The following is a 14,920-nucleotide window of genomic DNA, read 5'->3' as shown; positions in this document are numbered from 1 at the left end:
CCCGGCGGCCATGGCGTCATTCCCCACAGTCCAGAAAGTCCCCGGAGTCCAATCCATGGGACCATGCCTCATGAGTCCGTGAGTCCTCGCCACAGCACCAGCACCAACCGGTCCCCCGAGTCCAAACAGTCCACAACTGGTCCCCGGCGTCCATGGCGTCATTCCCCACAGTCCAGAAAGTCCCCGGAGTCCAATCCATGGGACCATGCCTCATGAGTCAGTGAGTCCTCGCCCTAGCGCTTCACAAATGCCGCCAGTCAGTCCCCGGCGTCCAAGCAGTCCACAACCGGTCCCCCGAGTCCAAACAGTCCACAACCGGTCCCCGGCGTCCATGGCGTCATTCCCCACAGTCCAGAAAGTCCCCGGAGTCCAATCCATGAGACCATGCCTCATGAGTCCGTGAGTCCTCGCCCTAGCGCTGCACAAATGCCGCCGGGACGGCGGCGCTCCCAGGAGCATTTATCCACCGCCTGCATTGCTTATGGCTGCCCCGGCTTTTATATTGTGATGTTTTTACGTTGCCGCGGCAGCGCGACTCCTTCACCTCTGCAAAAGGGAACACATTATGGCCATTGCCCTCTCCAATCGCTACGCATCAATGACCTATCGCCGCTGTGGCCGTTCCGGCCTGAAGCTCCCGGCCATCTCCGTGGGCCTCTGGCACAACTTCGGCCATGTTGACAACTACGCCAACGCACTGGAGATGACCCTGACGGCGTTCAATCTGGGCATTACCCATTTTGATCTGGCCAACAACTATGGACCGCCCGGCGGCAGCGCCGAAGAGACCTTCGGCCGCATTCTCAAGCACGAACTGGGTGCCTATCGCGACGAGATGGTCATCTCCAGCAAGGCCGGCTACAGCATGTGGCCGGGGCCCTACGGCGACATGGGCAGCCGCAAATACCTCGTCGCCAGCTGCGACCAGAGCCTGAAGCGCCTCGGCATCAACTACGTCGATATCTTCTACCACCACCGCCCCGATCCCGACACGCCGCTCGAAGAAACCATGGGCGCCTTGGACTACATCGTGCGCTCCGGCCGGGCGCTCTACGCCGGCATCTCCAACTACTACGAACCCGAACAGGCCGCCGCCGCCGCGCGCATCCTGCGACAGCTGGGCACGCCCTGCCTCATCATGCAGCCATCCTACAGCATGTTCAACCGCCGCATTGAAAATGGCCTGCTGCCGACGCTGGAGAGCGAAGGCATGGGCTGCATCGCCTTCTCGCCGCTGGCGCAGGGCGTCCTCACCGCCAAGTACCTCCAAGGCATTCCGGAACAATCCCGGGCCGCGCGCCCGACGGGCTTCCTCAAGGTCGAGCAGGTCACGGAAGACAAGATCGCCAAAGTCCGCCAGCTCAACGACCTGGCCCAGCAGCGTGGCCAGACTCTGGCGCAGATGGCCCTGGCGTGGGTTCTGCGGCACCCCCAGATGACCTCCGCGCTCGTCGGCGCCAGCCGCCCCAGCCAGATCGAGGACTGCGTCGGCGCCCTCCAGAATCTCGCCTTCGGTAACGACGAACTCGCCCGCATTGACAGCATCCTCGCCTGAACTGCCACCACATGGCCACCAGCAGCACCAGCAGCAGCCAGCAGCCGATCTTCTCCTACCAGATCGAAAATGTCCACGTCGCCGACCTGACGTTCCGGCTCTGTATGATCAAGGACCTCGACGAGGCCCTTGATCACTACATCCGCACTTCGCCGGCAGACACCGACATGATTCCCTACTTCACCCGCCTGTGGGAGTCCGCGCAGGCCCTGGCGCGCTGCCTGGCCGACGCCCCCGCTCTCTGCCGGAGCAAGCGGGTCCTTGAGCTCGGCTGCGGTCTGGGGCTGCCCGCCATGACCGCCGCCAAACTCGGCGCCGCCAGCGTCACCGCCAGCGATTTTCACCCGGACAACGAGGCGTTCTTCCTCAACAACGCCCGTCTCAACGGCCTGGACGGCATCGCCTACCACCGGCTGGACTGGCGGCAACCTGATCTACCCCAGCCCTTCGACCTCGTTATCGGCAGCGACCTGATCTACGAAAAGCAAATGATCGCGCCATTGGCATCTTGCGCCTGGCAGCTCTGTGCGCCCGGCGGCACCTTCATCCTGGCCGATCCCGGCCGCAGCAACCTCCAGCAGGCCGCCAGCGCCATTGAACAACAGGGCTTCAGCATGGATATCCGCGCCGCCGGCAGCATCTTCCTGCTGTTCTTCACGCGCCAGTAATGGGAAGGGACACGTCGCCATGAACAATACCACGAACCGCCTGCCCCGGACCGCGATTCGCCGCCACCCCGCCCTGCCCGCGCTTCTCGTGCTCCTCGCGCTGCTACTGCCGGCCCGATTCGCCGCCGCAGCGGAGCTCACGACCCAGTCATGGCCCAACAGTCCCGAGGGCTTCGCAGCCTTCACCGCGCGACTCAGCGAACGCAATCCGCGCAATCTCGCCGCCAGACCAGAGGCGTATGTCGTCGGCGATGGCGGCCGCCGCATCCAGGAACTCGCCGACGGCGACGCCGGCTCCCGCGGCGCCGAAGGCCGCGTCGGCATCGGCGGCCAGCCGTCCATCTACGCCGTGTACCTGGGCAAGGCCACACCCATTCACGCCGTCGGCTTCTACACTTTCAATGTCGACACCCGCGCCAATCAGGACTACGAAGTGCGCTTCGCCGACAACAGCGGCAGCCCCGGCAAACGCCCCAACTTCCCGGCCGACGCCGCCCTCAGCACCGGCGACAAGGTCATCGGCCCGGACGCCGGCGGCTTCCTCAGCGTCTTCGCCAATCCCGACGGCTCGCCGCTGATCGCCAAGGCCGACTGGGTAGAATCCGCATCTGGCGCACCTACAATGTCAAGGCCGGTCATCCCGCACGCAGCAACAAGCCCGAAAGCTGGACCGCCGGCATTGAGCTCGAAGTCTGGGGCGCGCCCGATGACGAGATCAAGCCCAGCCCCGAAGTACTCGCCCGCCGCGCCAAGCTCAAAGAGGTCCCCACGGCCACGCCCTTCATCCGCCGTGAAACCTGGGACGACACGCTCCTGGCCACCCGCGAAGCAATCGCTGCCTGGGAAAAGCAGCTCGACGACATTCTCATGCTCGAACACGGCGCGAACTTCGCTCCCTGGCAACTCGCCGGCCCCTACCCCGCCGACAGTTCCCAGGCGCAGCTGTCGGCCATTCCCGGCGACAGTCCCGACTGGCGCCCCTGCCCAGACCTCACCGACGGTCAGGGCCGCGACCTCGGCCAGGCCTGGTCGCTCACCCCCGGCGCCACGCTTTTCCTCCGCCGCAGCGTCGTCTGCAGCAAAAATTTCAACAGCGACTTCCCGCTCAGCGCCCACATTGCCATGCAATCCGGGCAGGCGCGCTTCGCCGCCTCTGGCGCCAGCTGTCAGGGCGACCGCGCCCTGACCTTACAGACCTGGGACATGAAAGGCAAAAAAGGCAGTTCCGAACTCCTGGTCAAATTGCGCGCTGACGACGCCGGCCGCTGTCCCTTCTACTTCCAGCCGCAGGCCATGGTCAACAGCCGCCCCAGCGCCGGCACCCGGGACCAGCGCATCAGCCGGCGCCGCGCCGTGTTCAACCAAGTCCGCCGCGAATTCAGCGACCCCCTCAGCACGCTGCAGCTCAACGGCGAGGAATTCGACCAAATCTGGCTGACCTATCGCGATCTCCACATGGCCCAAACCCGCTGGGAGCCCGACGAATGGGCACCCGGCCTGGAACCGCTCTGGCTCGCCAGCCGCTACCGCGCCATGGCCGGCAAACGCCTAGCGGCACTCGCCGACGAACTCGCCATCGCCGAGCCCATGATCGCCATCCAGGCCCGGCCAGCCATGGATGCCTTGGCCGCCGAACTGCAAAACAACGACGCGCCCTACGCCTGGCCCACCGACCGCGACCGCTACCGGCAGGCCATCGCCCTCGCCGAAATGGTCGCCGCCGCCCGCCAAATCGAATCCATGCGCCTGGCCGTCGTAGACCAGATCGCCACCTTCGCTACCGACTACCCCCGCGGCAACGACCATCTCGCGGCCATCGCCGCCCACAAAGAACGCTCCATGGCCCTCTGGCGACAAACCATCGCGGACAAAGAGCGCGCACTGCCCGCCATCGTCACTTTCAAACAGGAACTCGACAAATTCGCCCAAAATGTCCTTCTCGACAACCCGCTCCTCCGCTTCGAAAAACTTCTCGTCGTCAGCGAGGGCTTCTATTTCGCCAGCAACTGGGGCGGGCCCAATTTCCTGGGCAAAAAATTCCTGACTCTGTCGCCGCCGCGACCCGACGGCGAGCTCACGCTGCTGCATGACGCCGGCCGCATCACGGACTACGATATTGATTTTGACGCGCAGACGATTCTCTACGGCAATGGCCGACACATCATGGAAATCGGCGTCGACGGCCAGGGGCTCCGTCAGGTCACCACCGTGGACGACCAGCACGTCAAGCATTTCGACGGCTGCTACCTGCCCAGCGGCCAACTGCTGTTCTGCTCCACCGCCTGCGAACAGGCCGTGCCCTGCACTGGCGAGTGGTACGTGGCTAATCTCCACCTCGCCGAGGCCGACGGCAGCGGCGAACGCCGCATCTGCTTCGAGCAGGATCACGACTGGAACCCCAGCGTCCTCAACAACGGCCGCGTCATCTACACTCGTTGGGAATACACCGACACGCCCCACTACTTCAGCCGGCTGCTCTTCCACATGAATCCCGACGGCACCGGCCAGATGGAATACTACGGCAGCAACTCCTACTGGCCAAACTCAATGTTCTGGCCGCGCGCCATCCCCGGCCATCCGTCGGCCATCGTCTGCGTCGTCACCGGCCACCACGGCACCGGCCGCCAGGGCGAACTGGTGCTCATCGACCCCGCCCGCGGCCGCACGGACGCGCAAGGCGTCATCCAGCGCATTCCCGGCCGGGGCAAGCAGGTCGACCCCGTCATCGTCGACGGCCTGGTCGAAAAGTCCTGGCCCCGCTTCGCTGCGCCATGGCCACTAGCAGCAGCCGACGGCGCTATCGGCGCCGGCAAGTACTTCCTGGTCAATATGCGCAAAGACCCCAACTCGCCATGGGGCGTCTATCTGGTTGATGTCTTTGACAACCTCACGCCCATCCTCATGGGCAATTATATGGCGCCGCGCCCCCTGCTGCCGCGCCCGCGCCCGCCGGTGATTAGCCCGCGCATCGACCTCAGCAAGGACTACGGCTTCGTCTATATGTCCGACGTCACCCGCGGCCCCGGCCTCCGCGGCACCCCCGCTGGCGTGGTCAAAAAGCTGCGCATCGGTGCGCACCACTATCGCTACGGCGGCAATGGCGACACCTATGCGTCGTCCTACGAAGGCGGCTGGGACGTCAAGCGCATCATCGGCACCGTGCCCGTGCAAGAAGACGGTTCGGCCTTCTTCTCCGTGCCGGCCAACACCCCCATCTTCGTCCAGCCGCTGGACAGCGAGGGCAAAGCCCTGCAGACCATGCGCAGCTGGTTCGTGGCCATGCCCGGCGAAACGCTCTCCTGCGTCGGCTGCCACGAACCCCAAAACAGCGTCTCGCCGACCAATCCCGGCCTGGCCGCCAAAAAGCCGCCGACCGCTTTCACCCTCTGGGAAGGCCCCGTCCGCGGCTTCGGCTTCGACCAGGAGGTCCAGCCCGTCCTCGACCGCCGCTGCGTCGGCTGCCACAACGGCAGCGATGCCGGCCCAGCGCCAGCCACCATCGATCTGCGCGCCAAGAGTCTCCACCAGGACTTCAGCGGCCGCTACAGTCCCGCCTACATGGCCATCCATCCCTACGTGCGCCGCGCCGGTTACGAAGCCGACTACGCCATGCAGAAACCCGGCGAATGGGCGGCCAATACCTCGCCGCTCGTCCAGATGCTCAAAAAAGGCCACCACGGCGTGACCCTCAATCCCCTCGAATGGGAACGGCTCTACACCTGGATCGACTTCAATGTGCCCTACGCGCCAAACTGGCGCCAAAGCCACCAGCCACCGCAGGACAGCCAAGTCGAACGCCGCGCCAAATACAAAAAACTCCACGCCAATATCGACGACCGCGATGAGCTCATACTGCCCGCGCCGCCGCCGGCCGCGCCCATCGCGCCGGCACTGCCGAAGCCCGCGCCCGCGCCGCTCGCGCTACCGGGTTGGCCGTGGGCCGAAGACGACGCCCGCGCCCGCCAGGCCGCCCTGGCACCCCGCGAGCTGGTCCTGGACCTGGCACCGGGCGTCACCATGCGCTTCGTGCCCATACCCGCCGGCACCAGCGTTATCGGCGATCACTGCGGCGCACCTGACGAATGGACCGAGCGCGCCGTCAGCTTCGCCGAGCCCTTCTGGCTAGGCGTCTGCGAAGTGAGCAATAGCCAGTACGCCTGTTTCGATCCACACCACGACAGCGCTTACATGGACGCCCGCAACAAGGACCGCATCACCCGCGGCTACCCCGTGAATAAGCCCGACCAGCCCGTCGTGCGCATATCCTTCGCCGACGCCCAGGCCTTCTGCGCCTGGCTCAGCGATCGCAGCGGCCTGCGCTGCGAACTGCCCAGCGAGGACGAATGGGAACACGCCTGCCGCGCCGGCACCGCCACGCCATGGCCCTTCGGTGACGCCATCCCCGCCGGCCAGCACGCCCTGGCCAATATCGCCGACGCCAGCCTCAGCCGCTGGGGCTGGGGACGCTGCGAAAAGGACTACAACGACGGCACCATGTTCACCGCGCCCATCGGCAAAACCACCCCTAACCGCTGGGGACTCCACGACATGATCGGCAATGTCGCCGAATGGACCAACAGCACCTACGCCGGCAACGACAGCCTTCGCATCGTCCGCGGCGGCTCGTGGAACGACCGCGCCATGCAGGCCCGCGCCGCGTCACGCTGGCGCTACCCGCGCTGGCAGCCAGTCTACAACGTCGGTTTCCGAGTCAAAATCACCATGCGTCAAGCAACCACCAACCAATAGAAGGACACGACAATGAACGACACCCCCCAGGACATCATCACCGCCATCAATCGCCTGCGCCAAGAACGCCGGGCAGTGATCCTCGCTCACACTTACCAACCCGCCGAAGTCCAGGACATCGCCGATTACGTCGGCGACTCCTACGGCCTCAGCGTCCAGGCCGCCGCCATCAAAGACGCCGACCTCATCGTCTTCTGCGGCGTACAGTTCATGGCCGAAACCGCCGCTATCCTCAATCCCACCCGCAAGGTCATCATGCCCGACCCCAGCGCCGGCTGCCCCATGGCGGATATGATCACTGCGGACAAATTGCGCGCCTTCAAGGCCAAACACCCCGGCGCACCCGTGGTCTGCTACGTCAACTCCACCGCCGAAGTCAAGGCCGAAAGCGATATCTGCTGCACGTCCGCAAACGCCGTCAAAATCGTCAAGTCCCTCGGCGATGTGCCGGAAATCCTCTTCGTGCCAGACCAATTCCTAGGCAAATTCGTCGAGAATCAGCTCGGCCGCAAGCTGGTGCTCTGGGAGGGCTTCTGCCCGACGCATTACACCCTCGGCCCCGAAACCATCGCCCGCATGAAGGCCGAATATCCCGACGCGAAGGTCATGGTCCACCCGGAAACCCGCCCCGACACCCAGGCCGCCGCCGACTATATCCTCTCCACCGGCCAGATGGTCGACCTCGTCAAGGACACCAACATCAAGCGCTTCCTGGTCGGCACCGAGGAAGGCATCATCCACACTCTGCGCAAAACCGCCCCGCATTGCGAATTCATCGCCATCAGCCAATTCCTCCGCTGCCCGAACATGAAAAAGACCACCCTGCCCAAAATCCTCAACGCACTGGAAACCGGCGAAACCGTCATCAGCGTCGATCCCGTCATCGCCGCCAAAGCCAAAAAAGCCATCGACGCCATGCTCGACATCAGCCGGCGGCCCTGACACATACCCCACTCACTCTCTCTGGCACGGAGCTACACGACCTGCCAGGCAAATGTGACACCCTCCGGACGCAATCATAATAAATGCCGCCGAGACGGCGGCGCTCCCAGGCATCTCGCCGCCAGTCAGTCCCCGGCGTCCAAGCAGTCCACAACCGATCCCCGGCGTCCATGGCGTCATTCCCCACGGTCCAGAAAGTCCCCACAGTCCAATCCATGGGACCATGCCTCATGAGTCCCTGAGTCCTCGCCCCAGCGCTGCAAAAGTGCCGCCGGGACGGCGGCGCTCCCCGGCGTCCACTGGGACCAGCTGCTAGCAACGACTCCTATGAAACCGATGCTCTGCATTTAACGGTATCCATGGCACTTGTTGTTTCAACCAAGCAGCTTTTTCTCGTCGTGCATTTCCGCCGCGAAGCGGCAGAAGCGCTGAAAGCGCGGCCTAAGATAGCCCAGGGCAAGCGTCGCCCTGGGCTATCTTAGGGCGCACCTTCGGTGCTCAAAACCTCGGCGAATGATCTTGTGCATGGTTACCAATCAACTCATCGCCGGCGATTGCCGCATGCTATGTGAAGAGCATTGCTCCTATGAAATCCGCTGCCTGGTTAGCCACCCATGTGAAATGGCTGGGCGGCGACTGGCCGTGGGTTTCCTGCAAATTGTCCCCGGTGTTTTCCCCACCGGGGTGGTTGCTGACCAGTTACGTCCCATAACGCAAATGCGGCCGTCCATGCCGTTGCATTATCAGCGCCGGCCATTACAGTTTTGCTTTTTCCTGGGGAGCACAGCACTCCCCGCCCGGGGCACTGCCCCGCACACGGTCGGACAATGGAGAACATCATGACAGTCAAAGTCGCCATCGTCGGTTTCGCACATGGTCATGTCGGCCAGTACCTCAAGATGTGGCAGGAACATCCAGACTGGGGCGTCGTCGCCACGTCCTGCTGGGATCACGATGCGGAGCGCCTGACCAAATCCGCCCAGACCCACAAGCTCAATCCCTGCAGCGATCTCGACGCCATGCTCGCCGATCCCGCCATCAACGCGGTCGTCATCTGCACGGAAACGTCCCTCCACGCGGACATGGTCGAGAAGGCCGCCGCCGCCGGCAAGGCCATCGCCCTCCAGAAGCCCCTGGCGCTCACCATGCAGGAAGCCGACCGCATCTGCGCCGCCATCACCCGCTACAACGTCCCCTTCACCATGGCCTGGCAAATGCGCGTCGATCCCCAGAACCACGCCATCAAGGAACTCATGGAAAATGGCAGCATCGGCCGCGTCTTCCAATTCCGCCGCCGCCACGGCCTCGGCGTCTGCCTCAACCCGGCCTTCGCCGACACCTGGCATGTCGCGCCGGACAAAAACCGCGATATCTGGGCCGACGATTCCGCACACCCCATCGATCTCATCTACTGGCTCTTCGGCATGCCCGAAACCGTCACCGCCGAAGTCGTCTCCCTGCACAATCCGCGCATGCCCAACGACAACGGCATCGCCATCTTCCGCTACCCCAACGGCCCACTCGTCGAAGTGACCTGCAGTTTCACCTGCGCCGGCGCCGAAATCAGCACCGAAGTCTATGGCGACAAGGGCTCCATCCAACAGGACTACGGCGACGCCATCAGTGCCTCACTACCCCGCGCCGCCGACGCCGTCGGCCTCAAATACTACCTCAAGGCCGACAACAGCTGGCATCCCTGCGATATCCCCTCGCCCCACTCCCAGGGCGAACGCATCGCCGGTCTGGCCAAGCCCATGGCGGACTTCTTCCAGGGCAAAGCCCCGGCCATCGCCAGCGCCGAAGACGGCCGCAACGCCCTGCAGATCGTCCTGGCCACCTACGTGTCCAACCGCGAAGGCCGCCGCGTCGCCATCAACGACCCAGCCATCAAGAATGTCTGATCGCTCCCGCCGGGGCTAAATGCGCCGCGCCGCGCACGCGCGCGTTGCAAAGCCCCGGCCCGACGATACTTTATGCATCCGCCGCAAGGCCATTACCCCCAGCCCGTCGTCATACAACCCGTTTTTTCACCCCCCCAGAGGAGACGTCCATGGCATCCCGCAAACCGAACCTGCTGCTGATCGGCGTTGATTCACTGTACGCCCGCCACATGAGCTGCTATGGCTACAAACGCCTGACCACCCCGCACATCGACCAATTCGCCCAAAGCGGCACGCTCTTCGAAAACACTTTCTGCCCGCACGTGCCCACCACCCCGGGCTACGGCTCCATGCTCACCGGCCTGGACTGCTTCGGCACCAACACCGTCGCCCTCCGCCATAAAGGCCTCATGGAAGGCACCACCTTGGCCGAGGTCCTCAACGAGGCCGGCTACAACACCACCTGCATCGGCTTCGCCGGCAACCCCGCCGCCCGTGGCTTCCAGAAGTACCTCAACTTCTCCAACTGGGGCTCGCTCAACGAAGGCCGCAGCCCCAAGGCCGAGGCCCTCAACGCCACCGCCCTGCCCGAACTGCGCAGTCTCGCCAAGGACGACAAGCCCTTCTTTCTCTTCCTCCGGCACATGGACCCGCACTCCCCCTACCTGCCGCCGCTGCCCTTCGAACGCATGTTCTACGAAGGCAATGAACTCGACCCCGCCAACAAGAGCATGGAGCCCGTCTTCGCCTTCAAGCCCTTCGCCGACTACTTCCGCACCTGGATGCCCGTCGGCGTGACCGACAAGGACTACGTCATCGCCCAATACGACGGCGCCATCGCCTACATGGACGCCTGCATCCAAAACCTCTTCACTACCCTCACCGAACTCGGCCTGGATGACAACACCGTCGTCGTGCTCAACTCCGACCACGGCGAAACCCTCTACGATCACGACTGCTACTTCGATCACCACGGCATCTATGACAACACCCTCCACGTGCCGCTGATCATCCGCTTCCCCGGCAAAGTCCCCGCCGGCAAACGCGTCGCCGGCTACAACCAGCACAAAGACCTCATGCCGACCATCCTCGAACTCCTCAACGTCAAAACCAAAATCAAATTCGACGGCGAAAGCCTCATGAAACTCGTCCGCGAGGAAAAAACCAACATCTGCTCCGAATTCTATATCACCGAATGCACCTGGATGCGCAAGCACGGCTGGCGCACGCCGCAGTGGAAGCTCATTTGCGCCCTCGAACCAGACTTCCATTTCAAAGCCGAGGTCGAACTCTATGACCTGCTCCTTGATCCCGACGAAAACAACAACGTGGCGGACAAAAACCCCGAAATCGTCGCCGCCCTCACCAAGCGCATGGAAAAGTGGATCGCCAAACGCGAAAAACAGACCGGCCGCAAGAACCCCATGCTGACCCAGGAATGCTGGCACGGCCACGCTGAAGTCGGCCCGGCTTTCACCAGCAGCCAACAGGCCTACGACACCATGCACATCGGCGACGCCAAACAGGCCGCCAAACTCCAAAGCAAGACCACCAAGTAATCACCACGCTCACCCCACCCGGGCCCGGTTGCGCTACTCCGGGCCCGGTTGTTTTTCACCCTCAGAAAGGACTGTCTATCATGTCTCTCCGCGTAGCTGTGATTGGATGCGGGCCGATCGGCAACCGCCACGCCGACCTCTATCAGGCCGACCCATTGGCAGAACTCGTCGCCGTCTGCGATATCCGCAAAGACCGCTGTGACACCGCCGCTCAGCGCCTCGGCGTCCCCGGCTTCTACGACGCCCCGACTATGCTGGCAACCATCAAGCCAGACCTCGTCAGCGTCGCCACCGGCGGGATCGAATACGGCAGCGATCATTACCTGCCAACCATCCAGGCACTCGCAGCTGGCTGCCACGTGCTCTGCGAAAAACCTATCTGCAATACCATCCCCGAAGCCGAAAAAATGGTCGCCTGTGCCAAAAAACACCAGCGCTGCTTCGCCATCGACTTCAATCACCGCTTCACCGATGCCGCCAAAGTTGCCAAAAAATGGGTTGACGACGGCCTCATCGGCCACCAGCTCTTCATCAATATGTCCATGTGGATCAAGAACCCCAATGAGAGCTCGCCTTTCTACATGATCAAGGCCCTCAATCCCCACTCGGTGGACGTCATGAGGCACTTCGGCGGCGACATCTGCGCCGTCCACGCCTTCTGCACCACCGCGCCGGGCCGCACCATCCACACCACCATGAGCATGAATGTCCGCTTCACCAGCGGCGCCGTCGGCCATCTTTCCGCCAGCTATGACATCGAACGCGGCCATCCCATGGAACGCTGCGAAGTCGCCGGCGTTAAAGGCCGTCTCGTCCTTGATGACATGTGGCGTGAAGCCACCCTATACCCCGCCGGCAACCCCATCAAGCAAGTCTACACCAACCCCGTCTTCGGCGGCCACCGCGACTTCGTTGACACCTTCCGGAACCGCATCCACCGCTTCCTGGAACAGGTCAGCGCCGGCACCGCGCCCGACGCCATTGACGGCTCCGGCGCCGACGGCCTGGCGGCCCAGAAGGTCCTCCAAGGCGCCATCGACTCCGTCGTCACCGGCGGCGTCATCCAACTTTGACCCAAACCGCCGCCAGCCGCCCGTCGCCAGCCAGCCACGGCGGCGGGCGCCCAGTCCATACGCGCCGGCTCTCCCGCCCGGCGCGCCGTTCACCGGCCAGTGAAGAGGTACGACCATGCAGGATAAAATCAAGGAAATCGCCAGCCGCTGTAAGGAAATGCGCGAGCTTTCCGACATCAGTATCAGCGACATAGCCACGAAGATCAACGTCGCCGAAGACTACTACCGGGCCTTTGAGGCAGGCAACGAGGACATCTCAGCCAGCCTGCTCAATGAAATCGCCCAGGTCCTCGGCGTGGACCTCGCCCTGCTCCTCACTGGCAACATGCCACGCATGAATATCTTCTCGGTCACCCGCAAGGGCAAGGGCGTCAGCGTCCAACGCCGCCTGCAGTACCAGTACCAAGCCCTCGCCGCGAATTTCCACAACAAAAAGGCCGAGCCATTCATGGTGACTGTCGCCCCCAAGGACGACAGCGCGGAAATCAGCCTCAACAGCCACCCCGGCCAGGAAATGGACTACGTCATCGCCGGCACCCTCAAAGTCGTCATCCACAGCAACGAGATCATCCTCGAAGAAGGCGACACTATCTTCTACGACTCCAGCCACCCGCACGGCATGGCCGCCGTCGGCGGCAAACCCGCGCAGTTCATCGCCATCATTATGTAGGGACGGCCGCCCACCCGGCAACCGTCCCGCAACCACAAAGCCTGGCCGCATTCAGCCAACGACCATCCACAACCCAAAAACATAATGACCGCGACGCCCTCTCCGGAGACTTGTCCATGAAACCACTCTTGTCAAAATACGTCAACCGCACTGAGTTCGCATCCTACGACGATTTCTACCAGAACCTCAAAATAACTGCGCCGGAACACTTCAATTTCGCCTACGACGTCGTCGATGTCTATGCCGAACACGACCCCGACCGCCTCGCCATCGTCTGGTGTGACGACCACGGCAACGAGGACTTCATCAGCTTCGGCGACCTGCGCCAGCGCAGCAACCGCTGCGCTAACTACTTCCGCAGCCTCGGCATCGGCCGCGGCGATCACGTCATGCTCATACTCAAAGGCCGGCACGAATTCTGGCCGTGCCTGCTGGCCCTCCACAAGCTCGGTGCCGTCGCCATCCCCGCCACCCACATGCTCAAGGACCACGACATCGTCTACCGCATCCAGCTGGCCGCCATCAAGGCCGTCGTCTGCGTCAAATCCGACGACCTGCTCGAACAGGTCGACAGCGCCCAGCAGCAGACTGGCGACATCCTCAAAATCAAGATCAGCGTCGGCTGCAACCGCGAAGACTGGCATGATTATGACGCCGCCATGCCTGAGCAGTCCATGAACTTCCCGCCCCTGCCTTTCACCGAAAGGCCCCTAAACAACGACATCATGCTGCTGTATTTCACCTCGGGCACCAGCGGTTTCCCCAAGATGGTCCAGCACGGCTTCGCCTACCCGCTGGCGCACATCCTCACCGCCCACTACTGGCAGAATACCCGCGACGGCGGCCTCCACTACACCGTCGCCGACACCGGCTGGGCCAAGGCCGTCTGGGGCAAAATCTACGGCCAGTGGCTCTCCGGCAGCGCCGTCTTCGTCTACGACCAAGAGCGCTTCAGCGCCCCGGCCCTCATGGCCAAGGTCGCCCAGTACAAAGTGACCACCTTCTGCGCGCCGCCAACCATCTACCGCTTCCTCATCAAGGAAGACCTCAGCCACTACGATCTCTCCGAACTCAAATACTGCGTCGTCGCCGGCGAACCGCTCAACCCCGAAGTCTATCACCGCTTCTTGGAAAAGACCGGCATCCGCCTCATGGAAGCCTACGGCCAAACCGAACTGGTCGTCACCACCGCCACCTGGCCATGGATGGACCCCAAACCCGGCTCCATGGGCCGGCCATCCCCAGGCTACGACATCGAACTGCATGACCTCGACGACAAGCCCGTCGAAATCGGCGAAGAAGGCGAGCTGGTCATCAAGACCGCAGCAGCCCTCCCGCCCGGCATCTTCGGCGGCTACTACAAAGACCCCGATATGACCAGCGGCGTCTGGCACGACGGCTTCTACCACACCGGCGATGTCGCTTGGCAGGACCCCGACGGCTACCTCTGGTACGTCGGTCGCGCTGACGACGTCATCAAAAGCTCCGGCTATCGCATCGGCCCCTTCGAGGTCGAAAGCGTCCTCATGCAGCACCCCGCCGTCCTCGAATGCGCCATCACCGGCGCGCCTGACCCAACCCGCGGCCAGGTCGTCAAAGCCACCGTCGTCGTCGCGAAAGGCTATATCGCCAGCGACAACCTGAAATCCGAGCTCCAGCAGTTCGTCAAAAACGCCACCGCGCCATACAAGTACCCGCGCATCATCGAATTCGTCGACGCACTGCCCAAAACGATCAGCGGTAAAATCCGCCGCGTCGAAATCCGCGGCAAAAAACACGCCTGAACCCAGTCCGGGGCGACCGTAGCATCGCAAGCTTGGTCGC

General features: G+C 63.3%; 11 protein-coding genes. 9 read left to right on the top strand and 2 right to left on the bottom strand.

All coding sequences use genetic code 11. From position 1 onward, the window contains the following. Positions 1-565 precede the first annotated feature (565 nt). Positions 566-1,555, top strand: coding sequence for an aldo/keto reductase (locus tag J3R75_RS13990; RefSeq protein ID WP_307262632.1), 990 nt, complete (start codon positions 566-568; stop codon positions 1,553-1,555). An 11-nt stretch (positions 1,556-1,566) separates the two neighbouring features. Beyond that, a complete protein-coding gene (locus J3R75_RS13985; RefSeq protein ID WP_307262629.1) occupies positions 1,567-2,223 on the top strand; it encodes a class I SAM-dependent methyltransferase in 657 nt (218 codons plus the stop codon). Positions 2,224-2,371: 148 nt separating this feature from the next. Here the strand turns inward: J3R75_RS13985 and J3R75_RS13980 are convergent, their stop codons facing one another. Both J3R75_RS13980 and J3R75_RS13975 read right to left on the bottom strand, forming a co-directional pair. After that, a complete protein-coding gene (locus J3R75_RS13980) occupies positions 2,372-2,602 on the bottom strand; it encodes a hypothetical protein (RefSeq protein ID WP_307262627.1) in 231 nt (76 codons plus the stop codon). A gap of 47 nt (positions 2,603-2,649) precedes the next feature. Further along, a complete protein-coding gene (locus J3R75_RS13975) occupies positions 2,650-3,102 on the bottom strand; it encodes a hypothetical protein (protein ID WP_307262624.1) in 453 nt (150 codons plus the stop codon). Here J3R75_RS13975 and J3R75_RS13970 point away from each other — a divergent pair. The 7 genes from J3R75_RS13970 to J3R75_RS13940 all read left to right on the top strand — a co-directional run bounded on the left by J3R75_RS13970 (position 3,091) and on the right by J3R75_RS13940 (position 14,880). After that, the gene (locus tag J3R75_RS13970; RefSeq protein WP_307262623.1) at positions 3,091-6,972 is read left to right on the top strand and encodes an SUMF1/EgtB/PvdO family nonheme iron enzyme; all 3,882 of its coding nucleotides are present in this window, start codon (positions 3,091-3,093) and stop codon (positions 6,970-6,972) included. The two genes, J3R75_RS13975 and J3R75_RS13970, sit on opposite strands and share 12 nt — an antisense overlap. Before the next feature lie 12 nt (positions 6,973-6,984). After that, positions 6,985-7,914 (top strand): quinolinate synthase NadA, encoded by a 930-nt coding sequence (gene nadA, locus J3R75_RS13965; RefSeq protein WP_307262621.1) that lies wholly within the window; start codon positions 6,985-6,987, stop codon positions 7,912-7,914. Positions 7,915-8,753: 839 nt separating this feature from the next. Further along, entirely contained in the window at positions 8,754-9,815 is a 1,062-nt protein-coding gene (locus tag J3R75_RS13960) for a Gfo/Idh/MocA family protein (RefSeq protein ID WP_307262617.1), read from the top strand. Positions 9,816-9,964: 149 nt separating this feature from the next. Continuing rightward, on the top strand, positions 9,965-11,353 hold the full coding sequence (locus J3R75_RS13955) for a sulfatase family protein (protein WP_307262615.1): 1,389 nt from the start codon (positions 9,965-9,967) through the stop codon (positions 11,351-11,353). An 80-nt stretch (positions 11,354-11,433) separates the two neighbouring features. Next, the gene (locus J3R75_RS13950; RefSeq protein ID WP_307262613.1) at positions 11,434-12,426 is read left to right on the top strand and encodes a Gfo/Idh/MocA family protein; all 993 of its coding nucleotides are present in this window, start codon (positions 11,434-11,436) and stop codon (positions 12,424-12,426) included. A 115-nt stretch (positions 12,427-12,541) separates the two neighbouring features. Continuing rightward, positions 12,542-13,096 carry a helix-turn-helix domain-containing protein gene (locus J3R75_RS13945; protein ID WP_307262611.1) on the top strand — a complete coding sequence of 185 codons (555 nt, stop codon included), beginning with the start codon at positions 12,542-12,544 and terminating at the stop codon, positions 13,094-13,096. Positions 13,097-13,212: 116 nt separating this feature from the next. After that, the gene (locus tag J3R75_RS13940) at positions 13,213-14,880 is read left to right on the top strand and encodes an AMP-binding protein (protein ID WP_307262609.1); all 1,668 of its coding nucleotides are present in this window, start codon (positions 13,213-13,215) and stop codon (positions 14,878-14,880) included. The last annotated feature ends 40 nt before the right edge of the window (positions 14,881-14,920 follow it).

The organism is Oligosphaera ethanolica (assembly GCF_030814695.1).
In the GTDB taxonomy this organism is placed as follows: Bacteria; Verrucomicrobiota; Lentisphaeria; order Oligosphaerales; family Oligosphaeraceae; genus Oligosphaera; species Oligosphaera ethanolica.
The sequence above is the reverse complement of the archived record's forward strand: the minus strand, read 5'-3'. Positions and strand labels throughout refer to the sequence as shown.